General features: G+C 69.5%; 26 protein-coding genes. 7 read left to right on the forward strand and 19 right to left on the reverse strand.

The annotated features are described in order from the left end of the window. Positions 1 to 131: 131 nt before the first annotated feature. From ON31_RS19770 to ON31_RS36795, 5 genes are all read right to left on the reverse strand, one after another. Complete coding sequence (locus ON31_RS19770; RefSeq protein ID WP_039815706.1) at positions 132 to 1,085, reverse strand: SRPBCC family protein; 954 nt, start codon at positions 1,083 to 1,085, stop codon at positions 132 to 134. Between the two features lies 1 nt (position 1,086). Continuing rightward, complete coding sequence (locus tag ON31_RS19775) at positions 1,087 to 1,422, reverse strand: ArsR/SmtB family transcription factor (protein WP_039815708.1); 336 nt, start codon at positions 1,420 to 1,422, stop codon at positions 1,087 to 1,089. A gap of 57 nt (positions 1,423 to 1,479) precedes the next feature. Next, positions 1,480 to 2,322 carry a cytochrome c biogenesis CcdA family protein gene (locus tag ON31_RS19780; protein ID WP_039815709.1) on the reverse strand — a complete coding sequence of 281 codons (843 nt, stop codon included), beginning with the start codon at positions 2,320 to 2,322 and terminating at the stop codon, positions 1,480 to 1,482. Next, on the reverse strand, positions 2,319 to 3,101 hold the full coding sequence (locus ON31_RS19785; protein ID WP_039815710.1) for a DsbA family protein: 783 nt from the start codon (positions 3,099 to 3,101) through the stop codon (positions 2,319 to 2,321). The genes ON31_RS19780 and ON31_RS19785 overlap by 4 nt, the downstream gene beginning before the upstream one ends. Before the next feature lie 108 nt (positions 3,102 to 3,209). Further along, positions 3,210 to 3,647 (reverse strand): hypothetical protein, encoded by a 438-nt coding sequence (locus ON31_RS36795; RefSeq protein ID WP_147287109.1) that lies wholly within the window; start codon positions 3,645 to 3,647, stop codon positions 3,210 to 3,212. Positions 3,648 to 3,853: 206 nt separating this feature from the next. Here ON31_RS36795 and ON31_RS19790 point away from each other — a divergent pair, with 206 nt between their 5' ends. Together ON31_RS19790 and ON31_RS19795 are read left to right on the forward strand one after the other, a co-directional pair. Continuing rightward, positions 3,854 to 4,741, forward strand: coding sequence for a hypothetical protein (locus ON31_RS19790; protein WP_039815711.1), 888 nt, complete (start codon positions 3,854 to 3,856; stop codon positions 4,739 to 4,741). A gap of 60 nt (positions 4,742 to 4,801) precedes the next feature. Continuing rightward, the gene (locus ON31_RS19795; protein WP_051037506.1) at positions 4,802 to 5,512 is read left to right on the forward strand and encodes a GNAT family N-acetyltransferase; all 711 of its coding nucleotides are present in this window, start codon (positions 4,802 to 4,804) and stop codon (positions 5,510 to 5,512) included. A gap of 37 nt (positions 5,513 to 5,549) precedes the next feature. On the opposite strand, the gene ON31_RS19800 is transcribed toward ON31_RS19795, so the two are convergent. Beyond that, complete coding sequence (locus ON31_RS19800) at positions 5,550 to 6,410, reverse strand: helix-turn-helix domain-containing GNAT family N-acetyltransferase (protein ID WP_039815712.1); 861 nt, start codon at positions 6,408 to 6,410, stop codon at positions 5,550 to 5,552. Positions 6,411 to 6,510: 100 nt separating this feature from the next. On the opposite strand from ON31_RS19800, the gene ON31_RS19805 reads away from it, so the two are divergent. Genes ON31_RS19805 through ON31_RS19815 form a run of 3 tightly spaced genes read left to right on the forward strand, consistent with a single transcriptional unit; the run spans position 6,511 to position 10,217 of the window. After that, positions 6,511 to 7,848 carry an FAD-dependent oxidoreductase gene (locus ON31_RS19805; protein ID WP_039815714.1) on the forward strand — a complete coding sequence of 446 codons (1,338 nt, stop codon included), beginning with the start codon at positions 6,511 to 6,513 and terminating at the stop codon, positions 7,846 to 7,848. A 48-nt stretch (positions 7,849 to 7,896) separates the two neighbouring features. Continuing rightward, positions 7,897 to 9,114: an MFS transporter gene (locus ON31_RS19810; RefSeq protein WP_051037507.1), complete on the forward strand. Its 1,218-nt coding sequence runs from the start codon at positions 7,897 to 7,899 to the stop codon at positions 9,112 to 9,114. A 14-nt stretch (positions 9,115 to 9,128) separates the two neighbouring features. After that, positions 9,129 to 10,217: a flavin-containing monooxygenase gene (locus tag ON31_RS19815; protein WP_051037508.1), complete on the forward strand. Its 1,089-nt coding sequence runs from the start codon at positions 9,129 to 9,131 to the stop codon at positions 10,215 to 10,217. 76 nt (positions 10,218 to 10,293) lie between these two features. Here the strand turns inward: ON31_RS19815 and ON31_RS19820 are convergent, their stop codons facing one another. From ON31_RS19820 to ON31_RS19870, 11 genes are all read right to left on the reverse strand, one after another. Next, a complete protein-coding gene (locus ON31_RS19820) occupies positions 10,294 to 11,178 on the reverse strand; it encodes a cytochrome c biogenesis CcdA family protein (protein WP_039815716.1) in 885 nt (294 codons plus the stop codon). 8 nt (positions 11,179 to 11,186) lie between these two features. Then, positions 11,187 to 11,768, reverse strand: coding sequence for a redoxin domain-containing protein (locus tag ON31_RS19825; protein WP_370450421.1), 582 nt, complete (start codon positions 11,766 to 11,768; stop codon positions 11,187 to 11,189). Positions 11,769 to 11,770: 2 nt separating this feature from the next. Further along, positions 11,771 to 11,965 carry a hypothetical protein gene (locus ON31_RS37310; protein ID WP_039815718.1) on the reverse strand — a complete coding sequence of 65 codons (195 nt, stop codon included), beginning with the start codon at positions 11,963 to 11,965 and terminating at the stop codon, positions 11,771 to 11,773. A gap of 186 nt (positions 11,966 to 12,151) precedes the next feature. Then, entirely contained in the window at positions 12,152 to 12,808 is a 657-nt protein-coding gene (locus tag ON31_RS19835; protein WP_228811679.1) for a hypothetical protein, read from the reverse strand. Between the two features lie 113 nt (positions 12,809 to 12,921). After that, positions 12,922 to 14,067 carry an acyl-CoA dehydrogenase family protein gene (locus tag ON31_RS19840; RefSeq protein ID WP_039815720.1) on the reverse strand — a complete coding sequence of 382 codons (1,146 nt, stop codon included), beginning with the start codon at positions 14,065 to 14,067 and terminating at the stop codon, positions 12,922 to 12,924. Positions 14,068 to 14,234: 167 nt separating this feature from the next. Then, positions 14,235 to 15,116: a lysophospholipid acyltransferase family protein gene (locus ON31_RS19845; protein WP_029928328.1), complete on the reverse strand. Its 882-nt coding sequence runs from the start codon at positions 15,114 to 15,116 to the stop codon at positions 14,235 to 14,237. A 96-nt stretch (positions 15,117 to 15,212) separates the two neighbouring features. After that, positions 15,213 to 16,685: a GTPase HflX gene (gene hflX, locus ON31_RS19850; protein WP_029928326.1), complete on the reverse strand. Its 1,473-nt coding sequence runs from the start codon at positions 16,683 to 16,685 to the stop codon at positions 15,213 to 15,215. Positions 16,686 to 16,747: 62 nt separating this feature from the next. Then, entirely contained in the window at positions 16,748 to 17,626 is an 879-nt protein-coding gene (gene dapF, locus ON31_RS19855; protein WP_039815767.1) for a diaminopimelate epimerase, read from the reverse strand. Positions 17,627 to 17,649: 23 nt separating this feature from the next. Further along, entirely contained in the window at positions 17,650 to 18,471 is an 822-nt protein-coding gene (locus ON31_RS19860) for a TrmH family RNA methyltransferase (protein ID WP_039815723.1), read from the reverse strand. Continuing rightward, positions 18,471 to 19,388 (reverse strand): tRNA (adenosine(37)-N6)-dimethylallyltransferase MiaA, encoded by a 918-nt coding sequence (gene miaA / locus ON31_RS19865; RefSeq protein WP_085996453.1) that lies wholly within the window; start codon positions 19,386 to 19,388, stop codon positions 18,471 to 18,473. The genes ON31_RS19860 and miaA overlap by 1 nt, the downstream gene beginning before the upstream one ends. Beyond that, on the reverse strand, positions 19,385 to 20,140 hold the full coding sequence (locus ON31_RS19870) for a class III extradiol ring-cleavage dioxygenase family protein (RefSeq protein ID WP_039815770.1): 756 nt from the start codon (positions 20,138 to 20,140) through the stop codon (positions 19,385 to 19,387). The genes miaA and ON31_RS19870 overlap by 4 nt, the downstream gene beginning before the upstream one ends. 176 nt (positions 20,141 to 20,316) lie before the next feature. Here ON31_RS19870 and ON31_RS19875 point away from each other — a divergent pair, with 176 nt between their 5' ends. Beyond that, positions 20,317 to 21,756: a DUF349 domain-containing protein gene (locus ON31_RS19875; protein WP_029928317.1), complete on the forward strand. Its 1,440-nt coding sequence runs from the start codon at positions 20,317 to 20,319 to the stop codon at positions 21,754 to 21,756. Positions 21,757 to 21,802: 46 nt separating this feature from the next. Continuing rightward, a complete protein-coding gene (locus ON31_RS19880; RefSeq protein ID WP_147287106.1) occupies positions 21,803 to 22,273 on the forward strand; it encodes a hypothetical protein in 471 nt (156 codons plus the stop codon). A 16-nt stretch (positions 22,274 to 22,289) separates the two neighbouring features. Here the strand turns inward: ON31_RS19880 and ON31_RS19885 are convergent, their stop codons facing one another. After that, positions 22,290 to 22,877 (reverse strand): Rv2732c family membrane protein, encoded by a 588-nt coding sequence (locus ON31_RS19885; RefSeq protein ID WP_039815772.1) that lies wholly within the window; start codon positions 22,875 to 22,877, stop codon positions 22,290 to 22,292. A gap of 61 nt (positions 22,878 to 22,938) precedes the next feature. Further along, on the reverse strand, positions 22,939 to 24,468 hold the full coding sequence (miaB, locus tag ON31_RS19890; protein WP_370450457.1) for a tRNA (N6-isopentenyl adenosine(37)-C2)-methylthiotransferase MiaB: 1,530 nt from the start codon (positions 24,466 to 24,468) through the stop codon (positions 22,939 to 22,941). Positions 24,469 to 24,722: the final 254 nt, after the last annotated feature.

Genomic DNA, 24,722 nt, shown 5'->3' on the forward strand with positions numbered 1-24,722 from the left:
GCGAACGACCAGCCGCCTTGTCCACAGAATCGGACTTTCGACCAGTTCGAGACGGCACCGCCTGTACACAAGCGCTCACTTTTCATCGCCCAGCTTCGCTCAGTCCTACGGCTCGCCAGAACCGGCCACATTCACGCCACGATCGACGCGTACCGCTCGGTGAGGACCGCGACGCGATCGGCGGGCCAGCCGCAGCGCACCTCGCCGTGGACCGCGGCGAAGAACAGGTCGAGGTGGACGTGCCAGGCGGCGAGGAATTCGGGAGCCAGCGCGATCAGGTGGCGTGGCAGGTTCTGGCTCAGTTCGACGCGGGTGCCGAACTCCGGGTCCGTGACGACGGTCCAGCGAACTCGGCCGACCGGCACACCGTCGTGGAGCCAGCTGTACTCGAGTATTCGCGGCGGCTCGACGGCGGTGACGGTTCCGATCGGGATGTGCTCGTTGTACGCACGCACCGGCGGCTGCCCGCCGACGGCCGCGGCGGCGTCCTCGACGAGCACCGACCACACCTCGTCGGCGGGCTTCCAGACCAGATCGCGGACGAACCGGATGTCGCGGTCATCGCCCGCTTCGGCGAGAACGCCGGTGTCCAAGTCGAATTCGGCGATGTACCGCTCGACCCGGGGCAGGAATTCACCGTTCGGACTCGCCGCCACGCCGTCGAGTGCGGCAACGAGTTCGGTCAGGCAGTCTTCCCAGCCGACCGCGGAGCGGGCCGCGCCCAGGCGACCGATTCCGCCGCCACCGATGGTTTGAGTGAAGACCAGCCGACACCCGGCCCCGTCGGGCATCAGTTCGAAGCGCAGCACGTCGTGGCTCCAGCGGAACATGAATACCTTGGGCCGGTCGACCTCGAGGACTTCACCCGCCCAGGTGCCGTCCACCACGGCCTCGCCCGGGAAGGTGAACCGCATCGGCACACCGGGCCGCAACTCGGTGTAGTCCACCGACGCCGGGAACCAGGCGGCCAACTCCTTCGGGTCGGTGATCGCCTTCCACACCTTCTCCGGTGGATGTGCCAGACGGCGCTCGAGCCGCAGGATCGGTTCGCCGCGAACGGCATTCAGCTCGACCCGGTCGTCCATGTCATTCCTCCTCGTCATCGGGCGCGGTGCCGTCGGGCATGGTGTCGAGGTGGTGCTCCAGGGCATTCAGACTGGTCTCCCACAGCGAGCGGTAGGGGGCCAGCCACAGGTCGATCTCGGCGAGCGGCTGCGGTCGCAGCCGATACCACCGACGCTGCGCATCCCGCCGCACCTCGACCAGCCCCGCCCGATGCAGCACCTTCAGATGTTTGGAGACCGTCGGCTGCGCCAGCCGCAACTCCGCCACCAGCTCCCCCACCAGCCGGTCGCGATCCCGCAGCAGGTCGAGTATCTCCCGACGCCGCGGCTCGGCCACCACCTCGAACGTATATGCCATACCGGCAATATAGCCAATGTGGAATATAAAGGCAACGGATGCGGCCATCCGACACGGTCACACCTCGACGCTGTCCCTCTCGCGTCGAGGAGAACGGAGCAATCGCCACGCCACCAGCAGCAGCGCGACCGCGCCGAGCAGAAGCAGCACCGTGGTGTCGGACAGGGCGGCGGTGAGACGCAGCACCCGGTCTTCGAGATCGACACTGGCGTCGGCGTTTCCAGCGATGATCGAGCCGCCGTCGGAGAGTAGGAACAGTGCGCCGACGGCGATGAAGAACACGCCCGAGAGCAGCGATGTGGTGTGCAGGTGGAGACGCCCGATCGTGATCGGGCGACCGCGCAGCCAGCGGCGGTGGCCGAGGTCGAAGCGATCCCAGAGCAGGGCCAGGACGAACAGCGGCAGGGCCATGCCCAGCGCGTAGACGGCGAGCAGGGTGCCACCGTGCACCGGGGAGGAACTCAGGGCCGCCACCGTGAGAATCGAGCCGAGAATCGGGCCGACGCAGAATCCGGACAGTCCGTAGACCATGCCGAGCAGATAGACCGCGCCGGACTTCTCGGATCCGCCGTGCTTGGCCATTCCGCGTTGGGCGAAACCGAACGCGAAACCGCGACCGAGCATCTGCACCACTCCGAGCGCGATGATGGTCCAGCCGCCGATGGCGATCACGAGTTCGCGATGCCGGGTCAGCACGCCCCCGAGTAGTGATCCGGCCGCACCGAGCGGTACCAGGGTGGTGCACAGGCCGAGGTAGAAGATGCCGGTGCGGGACATCAATTTCCCGGTGGCACCGAAGGAGTACGCGAAAAAGCTCGGCAGCAGCAGTGCGCTGCACGGGCTCAGCAGCGCCAGTACCCCACCGAGAAACGCTGCGGCATAACCGATTCCGGAGCTCACTTGACGCCCTCCCGGTCGCGTAGCCCGGCTTCGATCACCGCGATCATCTGCTCGACCGGCCGCGCGCCCAGGATCGGCCGCCCATTGATCAGGAAGGCCGGCGTGGAGCCGACTCCGATCCCGATCGCCTCGCTCATATCGACGTCCACGGCGTCGCGCGCCGCATCGGAATTCAGGTCCGCCCGGAACTTGGCGATATCGGCGACCCCGGCGCGCATCGCCCACTCGGTCACGGTGTCATCGGTGTACGCACCGGTGTTCTTCTTCTCCGGCGAATGGGCGAACAGCAGATCGTGCATCTCCCAGAAGCGGCCCTGCCGCCCCGCCGCCCAGGCGGCCCGCGCCGCCACCTCGGATTCCGGCCCGAAGAACGCCATACTCCGCCACTCGATGCGCAACTGCCCGCTGTCGAGATACCGCCGCACCAGTTCCGGTTCGGTGTACTGGGCGAACTGTTTGCAGTACGGGCATTGGAAATCGGAGTATTCGATCATCACCACCGGTGCGTCCACCGCACCGCGCGCCATGGGGTCGGCGGCGTCTCGACGCGCCAGGGCGGCCAGCTGCCGAATGATCTCGTCGTCCGCCGTGGACGTGGTCGCCGAATCCGCCCGTGCGGATTCCTCGGTGCGTTTGTGGGCGATCTGCGAGATCGCGATCACGAGCAAGGCCACCGCGGCGAACACCGCGAGACCCGCCCCGATCTTCGCGATGGCCGGTCGAGCGGACGACCGTGTGGCCGGAGTGTTCCGGGCACGGCGCTGGGAACGATTGGACATGGGAGACTCCTGACTACGCACGTCCGGCGTGGACGCGCGACCTACGACTCGAGGACATGCCGAATACAGCCCACCCGCCGACGGCGAGTCGGTGCTGCACGGGGTCGTCTAAATCCGCAGGACGGTAGTCAGATCCAGTGGTGATATCGGCGGGCCCGTCGTCTCGATCGGCACCGGCCGCACGGACGGTGAACGTCCGGCCACGGCCGGGTCCGGCGTGTCCCGGATCGCGAGCGGTATCCGGATGTCCTCCCGATGCGACGCGGCATCCCGCAGCGGCGTCGGGGGCTGTTCAGGCATCTTCCGGCAACCCGGTGCCTTGTCCGCGCTCACCGCGACGGCCGCCGCTCCGGTCACCTCCGCCGCCGCTCCGGCGGACACCGCCGCCACCTCCGGAACCCACTGGGCAGTCGGAGACCGATCAGCGGACGCACATGCCGCGACCAGGCTGACAACCAGGCCGAGAACAGCCGCCACCACGACTCCGACCAGCGCGGGACGGCGCTGCGAAGCCACCCGTCGACGCGAACCGGATCGGAGACTCACGCCGCCGAGTGTACGACACCGCCACGGACGGGCCGGATTACAGCTGCCGCCGGGCAATCCTTCGGATACCGCCACTCACCTTGGGCGTGCGGGAATCCTTCACGCCAGCGTGCTGGGCGCGGTGTTCGACCGGCCCGACAGTCCACTGTCGGGTGGCCTATGCTCGGACAGCGGTTGATCCGTTGCGTCACATCGGGGGATGTTGAATGAGCTTTCGCACACCGGCCCGGCCGGTGGATATCGAGGAGACTTTTCCGGAACTGGCCGCGCTGCGCCTGGATACGGTGCGATTGCATCCCAGGCCCGGTCGGCCGACGGCCGCGGACAGTTCGGTCGGCGGGCCGCTGCGATGGCCGGAAGGTGAACCGTGGCCGGTCTGCGAGGAGCCGCATTTCGGAATCGCATCGGCCACACCGGTCGAGGACGAGGTTCCCATGGTGCCGATCGTGCAGGTGTGGCGGCGGGACGCGCCCGGGCTCCCGTTTCCGGAGGGGCGTGACCTCCTCCAGGTGCTGTGGTGCCCGCTCGATCACGAAGAGCTCGAATGTCCACGCCCACAGGTGTTCTGGCGAGACTCGGCGACGGCTGGAACGATGCGGGCGGCCCCGGCGCTGCCCGCGGCCGCCGAGCCGGAATACATCCCGTCACCGTGTCTGGTGCATCCGGAGCAGGTCGCCGAGTACCCCAGCTGGGATCTACAATTGCACCCTCGCCTCCGGGGTGCGCTGCGACCCCGGTTCGAGCAGCTCACAGCGGACACCGGCTGGCAGTATCAGTACCACCTGTCCACCGCCCCGGGCATCAAGCTCGGCGGGTATCCGGGCTGGTCCACCGATCCGGTGTGGCCCGACTGCGCGTCCTGCGGGCAGCGCATGGAGCATTTGCTCACCGTGCCGAGTTCGGAATACGACGGCGAGAGCTGGCGCACCTGGCTGCCGCTGGAGGAGCGGACGGCACCCGCGATCCAAGCGGACTCGTACTACCCGACCGATCGACTCGAACCGGTCGGCGTTCACATCGGCCGCTCCGGAGGCGTCTACATCTTCGAATGCCGTCGATGCCCGGACCGCCCGATCGCCCACGAGCACGATTGATCCGGCCGCTCCACAAGAATTCGATTCCTCGCGGCGGCACGACCCCACTAGTGTGCTGCCGTGAGCGAGAGCATCGACGAACCGCACCGGTTCACACCCGTTCCGGATCCCCGTCCGGCCGACGAGCGGTGGCCGGAGATGATCTGGCCGGTGCCCGCGACGACGGAGTTGGTCGGTGCGACGGTGCGGCTGACACCGCTCGACCCGGCCGCGGACGCGGCGGCGCTGTTCGCGGCGCTCGACCACGACCGGGTGTGGGCGCACGTGCCGTGGCGGCCGTCGGATCCGCTGCGATTTCGCGAGCACTTGGAAGTCACCGGCCGGCAGCCGGATTGGCAGCTGTGGACCGTGCGGACTCGGCGGCGCATCGGCGACGTGGACGCCGACACGGTGGTGGGGGTCACCGCCTATCTCGCGGTGTCCGCGCGTGATGCGGCGCTGGAGATCGGGTTCACGCTGTACGACCCGACGGTATGGGCGACGAGCGTCAATCCCGAAACCAAGCTGCTGCTCCTCGAATTCGCGTTCGACCGGTTGCGCGTGGGGCGGGTACAGCTGAAAACCGATGTGCGCAACCATCGTTCACAACAGGCCATCGCGCGTCTCGGCGCTCGCTACGAGGGGGTGCTGCGCCGCAACTTCCGTCGCGCCGACGGCACCGTTCGTGACAGCGTGCTGTTCTCGATCATCGCCGAGGACTGGCCCGCGACCCGAACGCGGCTGACCGCTCGGCTCGACCGGGCCGTGCGAGCCGGCAACGGGGCACCGTAGACCGATATCGCCGGTGATCCGGTCGGTGCGGCGATGATCAGGCGGCCGGACCGCGGCGTTCGAGCAGGACGGTGTCGCGCCATTCGCCGTCGAGGCGGGCGATGCGCTCGCGGACGCCGATGGTGCGGAAGCCGGCCGCGTGATGCAGGGCGATACTCGCGCGGTTCTCGGGGAAGATCGAGTTCTGTAGCGTCCACAGGCCCGCCTCGTCGGCGGTGCACACCTGGGTGCGCAGCAGCGCCTTGCCGACACCGCGGCCCCGCATGCCCGCGGCCACGTAGACCGAGGTCTCGGCGACGCCGCGGTAGCAGTCACGGCGGGAGACGGGGGCCAGCGCCGCCCAGCCCACGACCGCGCCGTCGATCTCGGCGACCCAGCGATGCCCGGGCAGCCAGGCGGCATCGAGATCAGCGCGGTCCGGCACCTCGGTTTCGAACGTGGCGTTGCGCGTGGCGATTCCCTCACCGTAGATGCGGAGCACGGCGTCCCAGTCGGCATCGGTCATGGCGCGGACGGTGACATCGTCGGGGATGTCCTGGGGGCAGCACGGTTGCGGCGGCAGCACACCCATGACGGCGTCGGCGGCGTGCGGCAGACCGGTGCAGCAGGCGGGGTTGACGGTGACCACGGTGCTGGTGCGTTCCTTGTGCACCAGCACGAAGCCCACATCGGCGAGTTTGCGGACGTGGTGGGAGACGGTGGGCTGGCCGATGCCGAGGGCGTCGGCGATCTCCCCCACCGTCATCCCGGCCGGTCGGCTGGCGACCTGGTGCAGCAGGCGCACCCGCGTCGGATCGGCCAGGCAGGCGAACCAGCTCGCGTAGGTGGTCGCGTCGGCGACCGGCAGGGGGTCCACGCGGTATTCGGACCGTACGACCGGCATATCCAGCGACGTCATGCCTCCACTATATCGATGTACATCAATGGTTGCTTTCATCGACAGCTGTCGATAGAGTTCGAGGCATTAAATCGATGAGTGTCGATGGAAGGATCTTCCGATGAACGAGTTGCCTGTGGTCGTGGTGGGAGCCGGGCCGATCGGTCTGGCGGCGGCGGCCGAACTGCGGGAACGCGGACTGCGCCCGCTGGTGTTCGAACGTGGTGAGCGCGCGGGCGCGGCGGTGTCGGAGTGGAATCACGTGCGACTGTTCTCCCGCTGGGGCGAGCTGATCGCTCCAGCGGCCCGACGGCTGCTGGAGTCCACCGGCTGGACCGCACCGGATCCGGATACGTATCCGACCGGGCGGGATTGGGCACGCGACTACCTGATTCCGCTGGCGGATGCCTTGGGCGACAAGGTAGTTCGACTGGGTGTAGAGGTGGTCGGAGTGACGCGGCGCGGTCGCGACCGGGTGGTGGACGCGGGTCGCGAGACCGAACCGCTGATCGTGCGTCTGCGCTCCGCCGACGGGGAGGAGCGAGTCACCGCGCGCGCGGTCATCGACGCCTCCGGCACCTGGACCGGCCCGAATCCCCTGGGCGGCGACGGACTGCCCGCCCTCGGGGAAGCCGCTGCGGCCGAAGCGATCTCGTATCGGGTGCCCGACCTGGACGATGCGCGCGAGCGGGCCCGCTACGCCGGTGCGCACACCGTCATCGCGGGCAGCGGCCATTCGGCGCTCACCGCGATCGTGGCGCTGGCGGCACTGGCCGAACACGCCCCGGACACCCGGTTGACCTGGGTACTGCGCCGCGGCGAGGTCGGCGACACCTTCGGCGGCGGCGCGGCCGATCAGCTGCCCGCCCGTGGCGCCCTCGGTCTGCGCGCCAAGGCCGCCGTCGACGCCGGGCTGCTCCGGGTCGTCACCGGGTTCCGCACGGCGGCAGTGGAATTCGACGGTGATCGGGTCGCGCTGACGGCCGAGTCCGGCACCCGCGTCGAGGCCGTGGACCGGGTGGTGGCGCTGACCGGTTTCCGGCCGGAGCTGTCGTGGCTGTCGGAGCTCCGCCTCGATGTGGACCCGGTGCTCCAGGCCCCGGTGCGGCTCGCCCCGCTCATCGACCCGAACGTGCATTCCTGCGGCACGGTGTACCCGCACGGCGCGGCCGAACTGTCGCATCCGGAGCCCGGGTTCTACCTCGCGGGCATGAAGAGTTACGGACGTGCGCCGACCTTCCTGGCGCTCACCGGCTACGAACAGGTCCGCAGCATCGTCGCCGAACTCGCCGGGGATCGCGAGGCCGCCGCCCGCGTCGAACTCACCCTGCCCGAGACGGGAGTCTGCGGCGGGGCGGGCGTGGTCGACGAATCCGACACGGGCGGCGACGGCGGTGGCTGCTGCGGATCCCCGGCACCGCAGCTGATCTCCCTGGGGTCGGTCCGCTCCGATTCCTGATCGATGGCGACGACATCGCGCGGCGCATCCTCCGGGCGCGGTGATCGGATGGCGGGTGGGTCCGACACCGATACCGCGCCGCGGACGGGCGCGCTCACCCGTGCCGGACTGCGCCGTGTCCTGGCCGTGCTGTGCCTCACCGAGATCACCAGCTGGGGCGTTCTCTACTACGCGTTCCCGGTGCTGGCCGTTTCGATCACACGCGATACCGGATGGTCGGCGCAGGTGATCACGGCGGCGTTCTCGATCAGCCAACTGACCGCCGCCCTGATCGGGATCCCCGTCGGCCGCGTCCTCGATCGCACCGGTCCGCGCGGGGTGATGACCGCCGGATCGGTGGTGGGTGCGGCAGCGCTGGTCGTCGTTGCCACCGCACCGAATCTCGCCGTGTTCTTCGCCGGTTGGTTCGCGGCCGGGATCGCCATGGGCGCGGTGCTGTACCCACCCGCCTTCGCCGCGCTGACCCGCTGGTGGGGTGCGGAGCGGGTGCGCGCACTTATGATCCTGACGCTGGCCGCCGGACTGGCCAGCACCGTGTTCGCACCGTTGACCGCCGTGCTGGCGCAGCGAACCGATTGGCGGACAACCTATCTGATGCTCGCGGCCGTTCTCGCCGTGGTGACGGTGCCCGCGCACTGGGCCGGATTGCGCGGCGCGTGGCCGCCTCCGCCCGCGCCGGTCACCGCCGCGTTCGACGACCACGCCGCCATCGCCCGCAGCCGTGCGTTCACCGCCCTGGTGATCACGCTGTGTGTGACCGCGTTCGTGACCTCCGCCGGGGTGTTCAATCTCGTTCCGCTCCTGCAGGAGCGCGGGTTCTCCCCGGAACTGGCTGCGCTGGCACTCGGTCTCGGCGGGGCCGGGCAGTTGCTGGGGCGCATCGGTTACCTGGCGTTGGCGGCCCGCACCAGCGTGGCGGCGCGAACGGTGGCGATCGTCGCGGCGACCGCGCTCGCGACCGCGCTGCTCGGCGTCGGCACCACGGTGCCGGTCTTGATAGCCATCGGCATCGGTGCCGGGGTGATCCGGGGATTGTTCACCCTCATCAAGGCCACGGCCATCACCGACCGTTGGGGCGCAACCCATTACGGGCGGCTGAACGGCCTGCTGTCGGCACCCGTCGTCATCGTCATGGCGTTGGCACCCTGGGCGGGCAGCCTGCTGTCGGCCTGGACCGGCGGCTACGCCCGCGCCTATCTCGTGCTCGCCCTCCTCGCGGCACCCACCGTCCTACTGGCCCGCCGCACCGTTCGAACCTCGCACTGAACGAAAGGGTCACCATGCCCACCGAATACGACGCCCTCATCGTCGGCGGCGGTCAGTCCGGACTCGCCGCCGCCCACCATCTGACCCGCCGTGGCCTGTCCGTCGCCATCTTGGAGGCCGGGACGGAGCCGGTGGGGTCCTGGCCGCGCTACTACGACAGCCTCACCCTGTTCTCCCCCGCCCGCTACAGCTCGCTGCCGGGCCTGCCCTTCCCGGGTGATCCGGATCGCTACCCGCACCGCGACGAGGTCGTCGCCTACCTGCGCCGCTACGCCGCAACCCTCGACGCCGACATCCGCCTCGGCGAGCGGGTCGAGACCGTCACCCATCGGCAGCACACCTTCACCGCCCACACCGCGAGTGGCGACACGTTCAGCGCACCCCGACTGATCGCCGCCAGCGGCACCTTCGGCGCACCACACCTGCCGACACTGCCCGGCCGAGCCGGTTTCACAGGAAAGCTGTTGCACGCCAGCGACTATCAGATACCCGACGCCTACGACGGCCAGCAGGTGATCGTAGTGGGGTCAGGCAACTCCGCCGTCCAGATCGCCACCGAACTCGCCGCCACCGCGACCGTCACCCTCGCCTCCCGCACACCGGTGCGGTTCTGCCCGCAACGTCCGCTCGGTCGCGACGTGCATTTCTGGCTGCGGGCAACCGGATTCGACACCTTGCCCCTCGGCCGCTTCGTCCGGAACCCACCGACACAGCCGGTGTTCGACACCGGCCGCTATCGAGCGGCCCTCGACACCGGAAGCCCGTCACCCAAACCCCTGTTCACCCGACTCGACGGCAACCACGCCATCTGGCCGGACGGCACCCGCAGCCCGGTGGACACCATCATCCTGGCCACCGGCTACCGCCCGCACCTGCCCTATCTCACCGGAATCGCCGCCCTCACCGATACCGATCTGCCCCGGCATCGAATGGGGTTGTCCACCACGCATATCGGGCTCGGATACGTCGGACTCGAATGGCAGCGCAGCCCATCGTCGAACTCCCTGCGCGGCGTCGGCCGCGACGCGGACCGACTGGTGCGGCAACTGCTGTCGCCGAGACCGCGCCCACGCCGACCGATCGGGCCGAGCACGTTCAGGTAGACCTGCACTTCGTCGTCCGCACGCACACGCATCGGCGACCATCAAAGCCGAACAGCTGATTTCGACCGCGAAGGAATCAGGACGACGCATCGGTATCGGGAGCGCTGCGGCGACGGTTGCGGGCGCGGGCCGACTGCCAGCCGAGACCGACCGCAAACACCGCGACGAGGACGGCGAGTAGCGGTCGCCATCCGAGGTCGCCGACCCAGCGACTCAGTGTCTCCTGGATGTGGCTGGCGGCGACGATCACCGGATCGTCGGCGTCACCGTCGCCGAAGAACAGCCGCAACTCATAGATGCCGTAGTAGGTGACATACAGCCCGGACAGAACGAGCAGGATCCCGCTGATTCTGCCGATGTAGGGCAACAGTTTTCGCGTCCACGCCGTCGCGGCGGCCCCGGCCAGCGCGACGACGACCGCCAGCACGCCCACCAGCAGCGTCATTCCGAGGCCGTAGGCGAGGTAGGCGGCGACACCGCCGAGTACCGAGCCGCTGCGGAAGGTGCTGCTGGTGACGGCCAGGAACGGAGCAATCGTGCACGACAGTGAAGCGATCGCGTATGCCACGCCGTACCCGATCATCGACGCCAGCCGCGCACTCGGCGCACCCCGTGTCGGCTTCGGCAGCGCCACCGCGATATCGCGGCCGGTGAGCAGCCACGCGCCCACGCCCACCAGCACCACCCCGATCACCACCGTCGCCGCGGGCAGATAGCGTTGCACCGACACCGCCAACGGCGAGATCACCAGCCCGAACCCGCCGAAGACGAGCAGGAATCCCGCCGCCATGGCCGCCGTGGCGGCTAGTGCCCGGCCCAGCGCCGCGAATCGGCCCGGTGTGGCCTCGCCCTCACCCGCCACCACCAGGGCTAGATAGCCCGGCAGCAGCGCGAATCCGCACGGGTTCACCGCCGCGACCAGCCCGGCCGCGAAGGCGAACCCGAGCACCTCTGCATCCATGTCCGATCTCAGCCCAACGCTTTGATCTGCGTGGCTATCTCGTCTTCGCTGAGGCTGCCCGGCACCATGTCGATATCGGAGAACTTGCTCACGAACGCGAAGGCGGGCTGCGCGGTCACCCCGAACCGCTGCCACACCACACCGTCCAGATCCGCGATCTGAGTGAACTTCAGCCCGTACTTGTCGGCGAATTCCCGCATGGCCGAGAGTTCGTCACGCGCTGCCACGCCGACGAACTCCACCTCCGGATGCGCCGCGGCCGCGGCGGCGACGCCGGGAGCTTCCCGCTGGCAGGTGGGGCACCACGGGGCCCAGAACCAGAGCACGGCCTTCTTCCCGGCCAGGCTGGCACCGGAGAACTCCGCACCGTCGATGGTCTGCGCGGTGAACTGCAATTCCTTCGGCACGGGGGCGTCCGCCGCGACGGTGGTGGTCGGCGCGGCGGACGCCGCCGTTGTGGTGGTCGGCGCGGCATCGTCGGTGCTATCACCGCATCCGGCCGCCACCAGGACAGCGACGAGCATCGGCAGCAACAGTCGAACGGTTTTCACAAGCGGTAACCTCCGGTCGATGGATAGGACCCTGGGCATCATCAAACCGTGCCCGGCGGACCGATGCTCGACAGCCAGGGGCAGGTCCCGCACGGCGCGCGATACTCGTCGATCCACAGATCCTCGGACGCCGCGGGCAGGAGCAGGACGCGGTCGGGGCGCAGGGCGTCGATGGTGCCCTCGTCGTGGGTGACCATGACGATCGCGCCCGGGTAGGCGTCGATGGCGGCCAGCACCTCCGCGCGTGAGGCGGGTCGAGATGGTTGGTCGGCTGGTCCAGCAGCAGGGTGGAGCCATTGCCGCCGAACAGGATTCGTGCCAACTCGACGCGGCGGCGCTGGCCCCCTGACAATGCGGACAGTGCCTGATCGAGCGTCGGCTCGGAGGGCGCGCGGAGCAAGCGTCGGCCACCGGGCTCGAGATCACCGCGACAGCGCCAGGCGCCCGAGGAAGTCCGTCGGCAAGTAGGCCAATGCACTGCGAGTCCAGGGCTGGCCCGATTCCGGATCATAGGTCTCGGGCATTACCACTCCCGCCGGCGCGAAGGCGTGGAAACCGTGTTCGGCGGTCGTGCGGGTGGCGCGCCACTGGTGGTCCCTGAACGCGACCACCGCCGCCGCGTCCGAGCTCACCGACCCGCCGCGCAGGGCGGCGACCTTGGCGGCCACGCCGTCGGTGGACAGGTAGACCAGCGTGCCGTCGGCGGCACGATCCGGATCGATGGAGATCACGTCGGCCATGTGGTAGCGGGACCTCAGCACCTCGGCGATCTCGGTCTGGGCGTAGACCGGAATACCACGGTCCCCGCGGGTGTCCACGACCGCCGCCGCCAACTGCTCATTAACCGGTCCCGGTTCGCCGACCTCACGTGTCGCGTCCATGCCCGCGGGGATTCGGTTGCCGAAACTGAACGCGACGATGATGGTCGCGGAGTCCGCCGCCGCGGTCGGCACCGTCCACAGATCCGGCGGCGAGTGCTCGACCGTCGCGGGCGCGGCTTCGGCGACTGCCGCGAATTGCGTGAACAGCGAACCGAATGCGGCGAGCGCCAAGGCCGCCGTCGTGCGTCGCACCATCATGTGGCCCGACCTTACGGCAGCCGAGCGGCCGGGCCCGGTTCGCGCCGGGTCGGTCGCCGCTCGGTCGCGATCCCGTCGCCCACCGGTCGTCCCGGGCAGCGGCCGCCCTCTGATCAGGCCAGTTTCAAGCTACGCCCGATGATCTCCTTCATGATCTCCGTGGTGCCGCCGTAGATGGTCTGCACGCGGGCGTCCATGTACGCCTTGGCGATCGGGTATTCGCGCATGTAGCCGTAGCCGCCGTGGAGTTGCAGGCATTTGGTGATGAGGTCGATCTGTTCCTCGGTGCTCCACCATTTGGCCTTGGCGGCGTCTTCGGGGGACAGCTTCTCCTGGTTGAGCAGGGTGATGCAGTGGTCGACGAAGACGCGGACGGCGGTGGTCTTGGTGGCGAGTTCGGCGAGGACGAAGCGGGTGTTCTGCTGTGCGCCGATGGGTTTGCCGAACGCCTTGCGGTCGCGGACGTACTGGCAGGTCAGGTCCAGGCAGGACTCCATGGCGGCGGCGGCCATGACGGCGATGGACAGGCGCTCCTGCGGGAGGTTCTGCATGAGGTGGATGAAGCCCATACCCTCGGTGCCGAGCAGGTTCTTGCCGGGGACGCGCACATTGTCGAAGGAGAGTTCGGCGGTGTCCTGCGCCTTGAGGCCGATCTTGTCGAGATTGCGGCCGCGGGTGAAGCCGGGCATATCGCGCTCGACCACGAGCAGGGAGAAGCCCATCGCCCCCTTCTCGGGGTCGGTCTGGGCGACCACGATGACGATATCGGAGTTGATGCCGTTGGTGATGAAGGTCTTGGAGCCGTTGAGGATCCAGTCGTCACCATCGCGGACCGCGCGGGTCTTGATGCCCTGGAGATCGGAGCCGGTGCCGGGCTCGGTCATGGCGATGGCGGTGATGATCTCGCCGGTGCAGAAGCCGGGCAGCCAGCGGGCCTTCTGCTCGTCGTTGGCCAGCTCCAGCAGGTACGGCGCGATGACGTCGTTGTGCAGCCCGAAGCCCAGGCCCGAGTACATGCCCTTGGTGGTCTCCTCGGTGACGATGGCGTTGTAGCGGAAGTCCTTCACTCCGCCGCCGCCGAACTCCTCCGGGACCGCCATTCCGAGGAAGCCCTGCTTGCCCGCCTCCAGCCAGACCGCGCGATCCACGACGCCCGCCTCTTCCCACCGCTCGTGGTTCGGGGCGACGTGCTGATCCAGAAACTTGCGGAAGGACTCCCGGAACAGCTCGTGTTCGGGTTCGAAAAGGGTGCGCTCCACGCCGACCTCCTATGTGACCACAGCGGCACTGATGCCTACGTCACATACGGTACACGGAAGTCGAATCGTCGTTTACTTCTGGCCCCGAAAAAGAGGGTGGAACTGCGGCTGTCTCGGAAGCAGTCGCAGTTTGCACCAAACGAACGACCGTAAACCTGACCGTCCAGTCAGGCTGGGTTCGCGGCCTGCATCACCCGACCCAGCAAACTGCGACCGCGATCGGCGTCACGCTGGGCGAGCAGGAAGCGGATCTCCTCCTCGAGCGCCTTGCGCACCACGCCCTGCAATTCGAGGGCCGCCTCGGCCGGATCGGAGGCGTCGGCCCACGCGCTGGTGTCGATGGGGTCACCGAGGGAGAAATAGAAGCGCTCGGGCTTGGGCAGCAGGGTCGGCCCGAGGCCGCGAATCAGCGGCGGGGTGAGGCTGGCACGCAGGCCCAGCGCCTGCACCAGACCCCGCACCGGGCGCATGACCGGATGCGCGCCGTCGAAGACCACGTCGTACACATCGTCGCCCCCGATCATGCCCATGGGCACGATGGGTGCGCCCGCCTCGATGGCCATCTGCGCGAATCCGGTACGCCCCTTCCAGTTCAGGACGTACTTCTCCTGCTTGCCGCTCATGGCTTCCCGGCCCCCGCCCGGGAATACCGCGACGATTTCGCCCTGCCGCAGCAGGGTGGTGCAGTTGTGCCGGTTGCCGCGCACCACCCCGAGGTGGTGCAACACATCGCGCAGCCCCGGCACGTCGATGAGCACGTTCTCGGCCAGCCCCCGCGCCAGCCGTCCGGTGCGGCGCAGGATCTCGTGCGCCAGCATGGGCGCGTCCAGGCCACCGGTGAGGGTGTGGTTGCCCACCAGCAGCACCGGCCCGTCGGTCGGCAGCCGGTCCAGACCGTAGAACCGCGGACTGAACCAGGCCCGCCCCGGCACCGCCAGCACATCGAGCATGCGGCGATCGAGGTCGGACAGCTCCACGTGCAACGGCGCACCGTCGGTGAGCGCCGGACGATCGGTCTTATCGGACAAATACGTGACTCGGTCGGACACGAAATTCCCTCCCTGCAGAAAATTCGATTACGTCATGGTAACGAAAACCACTGCAAGGCACCGATTGTGGGTGTCACACTCGGAACGTGACCCGGCTCACCCGGCGTGCGCGAATTCGGTGAGCGCCGCGGCCAACGCCCGCGGCACCCGCGCCCGCAACCGGGTACCGGATTCCTCGTGCTCCTCACTGAGGATGCGACCGTCCGCGTGCACGCGCGAGAGCAGATCGCCGCGCGAATACGGCAGCAGCACACCGACTTCCACATCCAGGCCACCGAGAATCTCGGCCAGCCGATCCCGCAGGTCGGTCAGGCCCGCACCGGTGCGCGCGGAGACGAACACCGCATCGGGCATGGCCGCCCGCAACTGGGTCAGCTCCAGCGGATCCAGTGCGTCGATCTTGTTGACCACCAGCAGTTCCCGCGGGGCCGGGGTATCCGACTCGCGCAGCACCTCGGTGACGACCTCGCGCACCGCCTTGATCTGCTGATCGGGCAGCGGATCGGAACCGTCCACCACATGCAGCAGCAGATCCGCGCCGGTCACCTCCTCCAGGGTGGAGCGGAACGCCTCGACCAGCTGGGTGGGCAGATGCCGCACGAAGCCGACGGTATCGGTGAACACCACTTCGCGACCGTCCTCCAAGGCGGCGCGGCGGGTGGTCGGATCCAGGGTGGCGAACAGCGCGTCCTGCACCAGGATTCCGGCGCCGGTGAGCGCGTTCATCAGACTCGACTTACCGGCATTGGTGTAGCCGACGATGGCGACCTGTGGAATGCCGCTCGAGGTGCGCTTGGAACGCTTGGTGTCGCGGGCGGTCTTCATCTCGCGGATCTCCCGGCGCAGCTTGGCCATGCGTTCGCGAATCCGGCGACGGTCGGTCTCGATCTTCGTCTCACCGGGACCGCGCAGACCCACACCGCCATTGCTGCCCGCACGACCACCGGCCTGCCGGGACATGGACTCACCCCAACCGCGCAGCCGCGGCAGCATGTACTCCATCTGGGCCAGCGAGACCTGCGCCTTGCCCTCGCGGGAGGTGGCGTGCTGGGCGAAGATGTCCAGGATCAAGGCGGTCCGATCGATCACCTTGACCTTGACGACCTTCTCCAGCGCGGTCAGCTGGGCGGGGGTCAGTTCACCGTCGCAGATCACGGTGTCCGCGCCGGTGTCGAGCACGACGGCGCGCAGTTCCTCGGCCTTGCCGGAGCCGATGTAGGTGGCCGGGTCCGGCTTGTCGCGGCGCTGGATCAGCGCGTCGAGCACCTCGGATCCGGCGGTTTCGGCGAGCGCGGCCAACTCGGCCATGCTGGCCTCGGCCTGTGTCGCCGTGCCCTCGGTCCAGACGCCGACCAGCACCACGCGCTCCAAGCGCAGCTGGCGGTACTCGACCTCGGTGATATCGGTGAGTTCGGTGGACAGCCCGGCCACGCGGCGCAGCGCGCTGCGGTCCTCGAGCTGCAGCTCACCGACGGTGGGATCGGCGGACCACCCGTTACGGGTGTCCTCGGCGATCTCGTCGGCGATCTCCTCGGCGGGAGTGAACTCGTACGTTTCTTGTTTGCTCATACACCTCCATGGTCCCACGAAGGAACAAGAAGGCGCATTCGGTTATTTCGCGCGCGTCGCGCTCAGAGTTCCTGCCACCACTTCGCGGCGATGCGGCCGGTCGCCACGAGGACGGAGGGGCCGCGGAGGGTGGCGGTGCCGTGGTCGATGGTGACGGTGACCTCGCCACCGGGGATGCGGACGCGCACCTCGCCGGAGGCGGTGTCGATGTCGACGCCCGCGCGGACCAGGGCGGCGGCCGCGGTGGCGACGGTTCCGGTGCCGCAGGAACGGGTTTCGCCGACGCCGCGTTCGTAGACGCGCATATCCACCGCGCCGTCGTGCAGCGGGGTGAGGATTTCGACGTTGACGCCGTTGGGGAAGACGGTGCGGTCGAAGGTGGGGGCGGCGGTGAGGTCGAGGGCGGCCAGGTCGGCGGGGGTAAGCGTCGGGTCGACGCAGGCCAGGTGGGGGTTGCCGACGTCGATGCCGAGGCCGGTGACGGTGCGGCCGGACAGGGTGGCGGTGGAGGTGCCGAGTCGGCGCACGCGGCCCATGTCGACGGTGACCTCGCCGTGCACGGCGTCGGCGTGGTGCACGACGACGGGCCGGGCTCCGGCGCGGCTGCCGACCACGAACTCGTCGCGGCTCTCCAGGCCGGTGGCGGCGAGGTAGTGGGCGAAGACGCGGACCCCGTTACCGCACATCTCGGCGATGGAGCCGTCGGCATTGCGGTAGTCCATGAACCAGTCCGCGCCGCGCACGCCCTCGGGGAGTTCGGCCAGCACGCCGGTGTCGACGAGCGCACCCGCGCGCGCCACCCGCAGCACCCCGTCCGCACCGAGTCCGCGCTGCCGGTCGCACAGCGCCGCGACGCGGGATTCGGTCAGCTCCAGCCACGCGTCGGGATCGGGCAGCACCACGAAATCGTTCTGGGTGCCGTGCCCTTTGCTGAATTCGATCTCAGCGCTCTCGCTCATAGTCCTCACCGCAACGCCCGGCGCTGCCGGGAAATTTCGTACAGGGCCACCGCCGCGGCCGACGGCGCGCCGAGCGTCCCGTGGGTCGGGATGCTCACCAGTTCGTCGCACACCGGCGCCCAGGCCGAGCCGAGGGTGTCCCGCTCGTCGCCGAGCACCAGGATGGTCGCTCCGCCGAAGTCGAGTTCGTCGAGCGCCATCCCGCCGCGATCGTCGCTGCCGACGATACGGGGGTCGAGTCCGCGCGCCTCCAGGGCGTCCCGGAAGGCGAGCACCCGCTCGGGGCCGGGCACCCGGAAGACCGGCACGGCGAACAGCGCCCCGTCGGAGGCGCGCACCGCCTGCGGGTCGAAATGGTCCGCGCCGGAACCGGTCACGATCACCCCGGCGGCTCCGTAGGCGGCGGCGGACCGCAGCAGCGCCCCCAGGCGCAGCGCCGAGGACGGCCGGTCGATGACCACCACCACGGGCGGATCCGCCACCGATCCGGGTGCGAAGTCCTCGAGTTCGGTGTGCCGCAACACCGCGACCGCGACCAGTTCGGGTACCGACTCCGCGGGTTCGGCCAGTTCGGCCATGAGTTCGGGCACCAGGCCGACGCTCGGTACCCCGCTGCTGTCGATGACCTGCCGCGCCCACACCGACGGCTCCGGCGTACCGAGCCGGTACACCAGCGTTTCGAGCGGCCAATCGGTTTCGAGCGCGCGCGCGATGGCCCGCTGCCCGAGCACGAGAAAACGTCCATCGCGCGCCCGTTTGGTCCGATTGTTCAGATATGCCTGCCACACCTGAACCGAGGCGTTACGGGTGCTGCCGCGCTGCGTCACTACCGAACTCGTTCCTGTTCCTCGAGGAGGGCCGACGTCGTGGCGACCAGATCCGGATCCGCGCCGTCGACCCAGCGCACCCGGGGGTCCCGCCGGAACCACGAACGCTGCCGTCGGACGTAGCGCCGGGTGCCGATGAAGGTGCGCTCCTGTGCGTGCTTCAGGTCGTATTCGTTGTCGAGGTACGCGAGGACTTGTGCGTATCCGATCGCGCGCCGCGCCGTAACCCCTTCCCGCAGACCGTGATCGAGCAGCCCGATCACCTCCTCTACGAGCCCCTGCTCGAACATGCGGGCGGTGCGCAACTCGATGCGGGCGTCGAGTTCGGCGGTCTCCCGGTCGACACCGATGACGGTTGTGCCCCAGCGGGGTTCGCCGATCTTCGGCTGGGAGGCCGCGAACGGCTGCCCGGTCAGCTCCACCACCTCGAGCGCGCGCACCATGCGACGGCCGTCGGTGGGCAGGATGGTGGCCGCCGCCACCGGATCGGTAGCCCGCAGCGCCTCGTGCACCGCGCCGAGGCCCTCCTCCTCGAGAACCCGCTCCCATCTGGCGCGGACCTCCGGATCGGTCGCCGGGAAGTCCCAATCGTCCAGTAGCGCTTGCACGTACATCATGGAGCCGCCCACGATCACCGGAACGTGCCCGCGCGCCATGATCGCCTCCACATCGGCGCGGGCGGCGGTCTGGTAGGCGGCGACGGTGGCGTACTCGGTCACGTCGAGTACATCGAGTTGATGGTGCGGAATGCCGCGCCGCTGCGCGACGGGCAGTTTGGCGGTGCCGATATCCATACCGCGGTACAGCTGCATGGCGTCGATGTTCACGATCTCGCCGCCGAGGCGAAGCGCCAGCTCCAGAGCCAGATCCGACTTTCCGGTGGCGGTGGGGCCGACGACGGCGACGGGGCGGATCACCGCTCGCCCCCGGGCCGCCAGACGCTGACGTGATAGCCGACGCCGAACGGTGCCGCGCGGTAACGGGTCTCGACCCGCGGGCGGCTCGGGTCGTCCACGAACAGACCCGCGAGCGCCTGGAACACCGGTCTGCCCGCCACCGACAGTTCGGCACACAACGGCGCGTCCAGGGCGGCCAGGCCGTCCCGGTCCCCCGCCGTGAGCGCGCGGTCGAGCTCGGCCTGGAAGGCTTCGGCGCGCGGATCGAAGTAGCGGGGCGCGGCGGTGGTCAGGGTTGCCGCACCGTCGCCGACCACCAGCACGGCGACGGGTTCGGGGTCGGCGTCGAGTTCGGCGCGCAGCTCGCGGCCGACGTGCAGGGCCCGCGCGCCGGGGGTGTCGGCGGCCAGCAGCCGGGCTTCGGTGCTGGTGTCCGGGGCGGCCTGGCCGCGCAGCCAGCCACCGATCAGCACCGGCAGCGGCAAACCCGGATCGGCGGCCGTATCGGCGGCCAGCGCGGCGGCCGAGAGGCCCGCCCGGACATCGACGCCGAATCCGCGGAACGTGCCCACCGCCGTCGAGGCTATTTGTCGGTCGGTTTCCGAAACCCCGATGACGATCCACCGCACCGCCGACCGGGCCAGCTCCCGCACCGCATCCAGCGTGGCCTCCCGCAGCGCCGTCACCTCGCCACCGTCCGCCACACCCGCGGCACCGCCCAACTCGGGTACGAGCACGGGCGGCGAAGGGACCAGGGCCGCAACACTGAACACGCCGTCAACCGTAGCGCCAACCCGCCACACCAGCCCCACCCCGTCCGCGCCGCCGCGCGGTGACGCGGCCCGCAAACGCAGCATTTCGCCACCCAGCCTGGTTGAATGGGGTCAAGCTAGATGGGATGACCAGGGCGTAACCAGGCAGCCGTGACGCGCGGCAGGGACGAGGAGCAATGACCGACAACAACGGAAACGACAAAGCTACCCACCCGGAGTCGACCACGACGCCCCAGCCTGGCGCGGCCGCCGCCGAACGACCGTCACCAGCCGCCGAGGCCGCCGGCAATCGGCCCCGCAAACCCGGTGCCCGCAGCTCTGATACCCCCAAACCGCATGCGGTCAAACCCGCGCCCGGCCCGGCGCACACCCCCCACCCGCATGCGGTGGTGGTGCCGACCGTCAGCGACCCCAGCCAATGGGGACGCGTGGACGAGGACGGCACCGCCTGGGTGAAGACCGCCGACGGCGAGCGGGTGGTGGGCTCCTGGCAGGCCGGTGACGCCGCCGAGGGCCTGGCGCACTTCGGCCGCCGCTTCGACAACCTCGCCACCGACGTGGTGCTGCTCGAGGAACGGCTCGCCGCCGGAGCCGACGCCCGCAAGATCAAGGCCGATGCCGCCGCGCTTGCCGAATCGTTGCCGACCGCCGCCGTGATCGGTGATATCGACGGTCTGGCCCGGCGGTTGCAGGCCATCATCGAACACTCCGACGAGGCGGCCGCGCACGCCAAGGAGGAGAAGGAGCGCACCCGGCACGAGCACACCGAACGCAAGGAGGCGCTCGCCGCCGAGGCCGAGCAGATCGCCGCCGAATCCACCCAGTGGAAGGCCGCGGGCGACCGGCTGCGCGAGATCCTGGAGGAGTGGAAGACCATTCGCGGCGTGGACCGCAAGGTCGACGACGCGCTGTGGCGACGCTTCTCCAAGGCGCGCGAGGCGTTCAACCGCCGCCGCGGCGCACACTTCGCCGAACTGGACCGGGAGCGGGCCGCCGCCAAGACCCGCAAGGAAGAACTGTGCGTGCGCGCCGAGGAGCTGTCCTCCTCCACCGACTGGGCGGGCACCGCCTCGGTGTTCCGTGACCTGCTCACCGAATGGAAGGCCGCGGGCCGGGCCCCGCGCGAGGCCGACGAGCAGCTGTGGCGGCGGTTCAAGGCCGCCCAGGACGTCTTCTTCGCCGCCCGCAACGCGGCCGCCTCCGAACGCGACGCGGAATTCGAGCAGAACGCCGCCGCCAAGGAGGAACTGCTGAAGCAGTACGAGCACATCGATCCGGAATCCGGACTCGACGCCGCCCGTGCCGCCCTGCGCGACCTCCAGGAGAAGTGGGACGCCATCGGCAAGGTCCCCCGCGAACGCATCCACGAACTCGAGGGTCGCCTGCGCGCCATCGAGAAGAAGGTGCGCGAAGCGGTGGACGCCCAGTGGCGGCGCACCGACCCGGAGGCCATGGCGCGCGCCGCCCAATTCCGCGAACGCGTCGCCCAATTCGAGGAGCAGGCCGCCAAGGCCCAGGCCGCAGGCAAGACCCGCGACGCGGAGAAAGCCCTGGAGCAGGCCAAACAGTGGCGAGAATGGGCCGAGGCCGCCGAGGGCGCGGTCAGCCAGCGCTGATCACCGTCACCACCGTCGGGCACCCGGAGCCGGACGGGGGTGAGGCATGCACCTGAAGCGCGGACTTCGGGCGTCCATGGGCAACAACGGGCAGGCCTACGGCTTCTCCGTCTCCATCACCGCGGGCGCCGCACTGCTCAATACCGAGGCGCACCGCGCGGGCGCGGCACAGATCTTCCTGTTCGCCATGGGCGCGGTCGCCGCGTTCAGTCTGCTCGAAGCGGTCGTCTCGACCGGATTCCGGCAGCGGCTCGACAAGGAACCCAGCACCGTGATGGCGCTGGGTGTCTCGTTGAGCTTCCTCTCGGTCGGCACCACCATCGGCGTGGCCTGGGCCGTCGCCCGCTTCGTCGGCGGCACCGTCGCCTGGCCGCTGGCGGGCTTCCTCATCTCGCTGGTCTACCCGCTGCTCGCGGGGCTGGAACTCGCCATCGCCCAGCGCGCGCGAGCGGCGGCGGACACCGAGACGCCCGAGGAGGGCGCGGTGGAGCGGGAGGACGACGCAAGCGACAGCTGACCCGCGCCGCGGCGGCTCACTCCTCGTCGCCGGTGAGCCAGCGGCGGTCCTGCTGCTCGGCGGCGGCCGCGGCCTGACGGCGGCGCTCCTCGGCCTCCAGATGCACGACGGTGCGGCTCCACACGACGCGAATCCAGTGGAAGGTGAGCACGATCGCGGCGATGGCCGCCAGGACCAGGCCGATGCCGGGACCCGAGCCCTCGTAGTTGCCCAGGCCGGGGGTCTGGCGGTGCCAGATGGAGAAGACGCCGAACACGCTGGCGATGGCGGTGCCCGCGGTGGCGATCCAGGCCAGCACCCAGCGGCGGGTGGTCAGGGCGGCCAGTGAGAAGCCGATGCCGAACACCACCACGAACCATTCGAAGACCCGGGAGGGCAGGCCGATGTGCTCGTCCTGGGCGACCGCATCGTAGAGCAGCACGTCGAAGCCGCGGGCGGCCCCGGCGTGCGGCAGCACCAGCGAGAGCAGCAGCACGAACACCGCGCCGGCGACCACCAGGGCGCGCACCCCCGGATCGATCTCACCGGCGATCTTGCGTTCCACCGCCTCCAGATCGCCGCGGAACTGCTCGAACTCCTGGCTGCCCTGCTCGGTGGACTTCATCGTCTCCTCGTTCGGGTCGGGGGTGGTGGGCTCGTCGCCGTGCCGATCGCTCATCGCACGCTCACAGCCCGCAGCCGCTGTCACAGCCCGACGACGCGGCCGGCGGTTCGGGTGCGCCGATGCGCGGCAGTCCCAGGCCGACGCCGATGGGCGCGGTCTTCGGGGTGACGCCACGCTCGTGGGCGTCGCCCGCGCGGGTGCGGCGATGGTCTCGAACCACGCTGTCGGCGATGAGGTGGTGCGGGGCCGCGCCGGTGATGTCGACGGTGACCAGATCGCCGGGACGGATCTCGGTTCCGGGCGCGGGATCGGCGGGCGGGCGGAAGTGCACCAGGCGGCCGTCGCGGGCGCGGCCGCTCATGCGCGCGGTGGCGGCGTTCTTCTTGCCCGCGCTGCTCTCGGCCACCAGCAGTTCCACCTCGGTGCCGACCAGTGCCTGATTGGCCTCCATGCAGATCCGCTCCTGCAACTCGATGAGCCGCATATAGCGTTCCTGCACCACGTCCTTGGGCAGCTGGTCGGGCATCTCGGCGGCCGGGGTGCCGGGGCGGATGGAGTACTGGAAGGTGTAGGCGCTGGTGAACCGCGCCTGCCGCACCACATCCAGGGTCTCCTGGAAATCCTGCTCGGTCTCGCCCGGGAAGCCGACGATGATGTCGGTGGTGATGGCGGCGTGCGGCATGGCCGCCCGCACCTTCTCGATGATGCCCAGGTACTTGGACTTGCGGTAGGAGCGCCGCATGGCCTTGAGCACGCGATCGGAACCGGACTGCAGCGGCATGTGCAGCTGCGGGCACACGTTCGGGGTCTCGGCCATCGCCTCGATCACGTCGTCGGTGAACTCGGCCGGATGCGGGGAGGTGAAGCGCACCCGCTCCAGGCCCTCGATGGATCCGCAGGCGCGCAGCAGTTTGGCGAAGGCGCCGCGATCGCGCGGTTCGTTCGGGTCGGCGAAGGAGACGCCGTAGGAGTTGACGTTCTGCCCCAGCAGCGTCACCTCCATGACGCCCTGGTCGACCAGCGCCTGCACCTCGGCCAGCACATCGCCGGGACGGCGGTCCACCTCCTTGCCGCGCAGCGACGGCACGATGCAGAAGGTGCAGGTGTTGTTGCAGCCCACCGAGATCGACACCCAGCCCGCGTAGGCGGATTCACGCTTGGCGGGCAGCGAGGACGGGAACGCCTCGAGCGCCTCCATGATCTCCACCTGCGCTTCGCTGTTGTGGCGGGCGCGTTCCAGCAGCACCGGCAGCGAACCGATGTTGTGGGTGCCGAACACCACGTCCACCCAGGGGGCCTTCTTCACGACGGTGTCGCGGTCCTTCTGGGCCAGGCAGCCGCCGACGGCGATCTGCATGCCCGGACGTTCCGCCTTGATCGGCGCGAGGTGGCCGAGGGTGCCGTACAGCTTGTTGTCGGCGTTCTCGCGCACCGCGCAGGTGTTGAACACGACGAGATCGGCGGTGTCACCGGGTGTGGCCTTGACGTACCCGGCGTCCTCGAGCAGACCGGACAGCCGCTCGGAGTCGTGCACGTTCATCTGGCAGCCGTAGGTGCGCACCTCGTAGGTGCGCACGACATCGACGTCCACCGAGTCACGTGCGGAAACCAGCCCCAACGAATTCACCCGTCCAGGGTACGGGCTCCGATTCGCGGCCGTTCCACCCCATGGGATCAGCGTGATCCGTCTCTCTCCCGTCACCGCGGCGTCAATCCTCGGTTACGGCGGGGTGTCGAGTACGGGCGGTTGTGGCGTCGCGGGGGCCAAAGGCGAGCATTTCGGGCAACGGCCCTCTAAGGTCACTGGTCATGACCGACGCCGCCACACCCGTCACCGCCGACGCG

The organism is Nocardia otitidiscaviarum NBRC 14405 (assembly GCF_000308635.1).
Lineage (GTDB): Bacteria > Actinomycetota > Actinomycetes > Mycobacteriales > Mycobacteriaceae > Nocardia > Nocardia otitidiscaviarum.

Bases quoted from the DNA above. Each gene is read 5' to 3' on its own strand.
- ON31_RS19770 (WP_039815706.1), bottom strand. From the start codon at position 1,085: ATGGACGACCGGGTCGAGCTGAATGCCGTTCGCGGCGAACCGATCCTG.
- ON31_RS19775 (WP_039815708.1), bottom strand. From the start codon at position 1,422: ATGGCATATACGTTCGAGGTGGTGGCCGAGCCGCGGCGTCGGGAGATA.
- ON31_RS19785 (WP_039815710.1), bottom strand. From the start codon at position 3,101: ATGTCCAATCGTTCCCAGCGCCGTGCCCGGAACACTCCGGCCACACGG.
- ON31_RS19790 (WP_039815711.1), top strand. From the start codon at position 3,854: ATGAGCTTTCGCACACCGGCCCGGCCGGTGGATATCGAGGAGACTTTT.
- ON31_RS19800 (WP_039815712.1), bottom strand. From the start codon at position 6,410: ATGACGTCGCTGGATATGCCGGTCGTACGGTCCGAATACCGCGTGGAC.
- ON31_RS19805 (WP_039815714.1), top strand. From the start codon at position 6,511: ATGAACGAGTTGCCTGTGGTCGTGGTGGGAGCCGGGCCGATCGGTCTG.
- ON31_RS19810 (WP_051037507.1), top strand. From the start codon at position 7,897: ATGGCGGGTGGGTCCGACACCGATACCGCGCCGCGGACGGGCGCGCTC.
- ON31_RS19815 (WP_051037508.1), top strand. From the start codon at position 9,129: ATGCCCACCGAATACGACGCCCTCATCGTCGGCGGCGGTCAGTCCGGA.
- ON31_RS19820 (WP_039815716.1), bottom strand. From the start codon at position 11,178: ATGGATGCAGAGGTGCTCGGGTTCGCCTTCGCGGCCGGGCTGGTCGCG.
- ON31_RS19825 (WP_370450421.1), bottom strand. From the start codon at position 11,768: ATGCCCAGGGTCCTATCCATCGACCGGAGGTTACCGCTTGTGAAAACC.
- ON31_RS19835 (WP_228811679.1), bottom strand. From the start codon at position 12,808: ATGATGGTGCGACGCACGACGGCGGCCTTGGCGCTCGCCGCATTCGGT.
- hflX (WP_029928326.1), bottom strand. From the start codon at position 16,685: ATGAGCAAACAAGAAACGTACGAGTTCACTCCCGCCGAGGAGATCGCC.
- ON31_RS19875 (WP_029928317.1), top strand. From the start codon at position 20,317: ATGACCGACAACAACGGAAACGACAAAGCTACCCACCCGGAGTCGACC.
- ON31_RS19880 (WP_147287106.1), top strand. From the start codon at position 21,803: ATGCACCTGAAGCGCGGACTTCGGGCGTCCATGGGCAACAACGGGCAG.
- ON31_RS19885 (WP_039815772.1), bottom strand. From the start codon at position 22,877: ATGAAGTCCACCGAGCAGGGCAGCCAGGAGTTCGAGCAGTTCCGCGGC.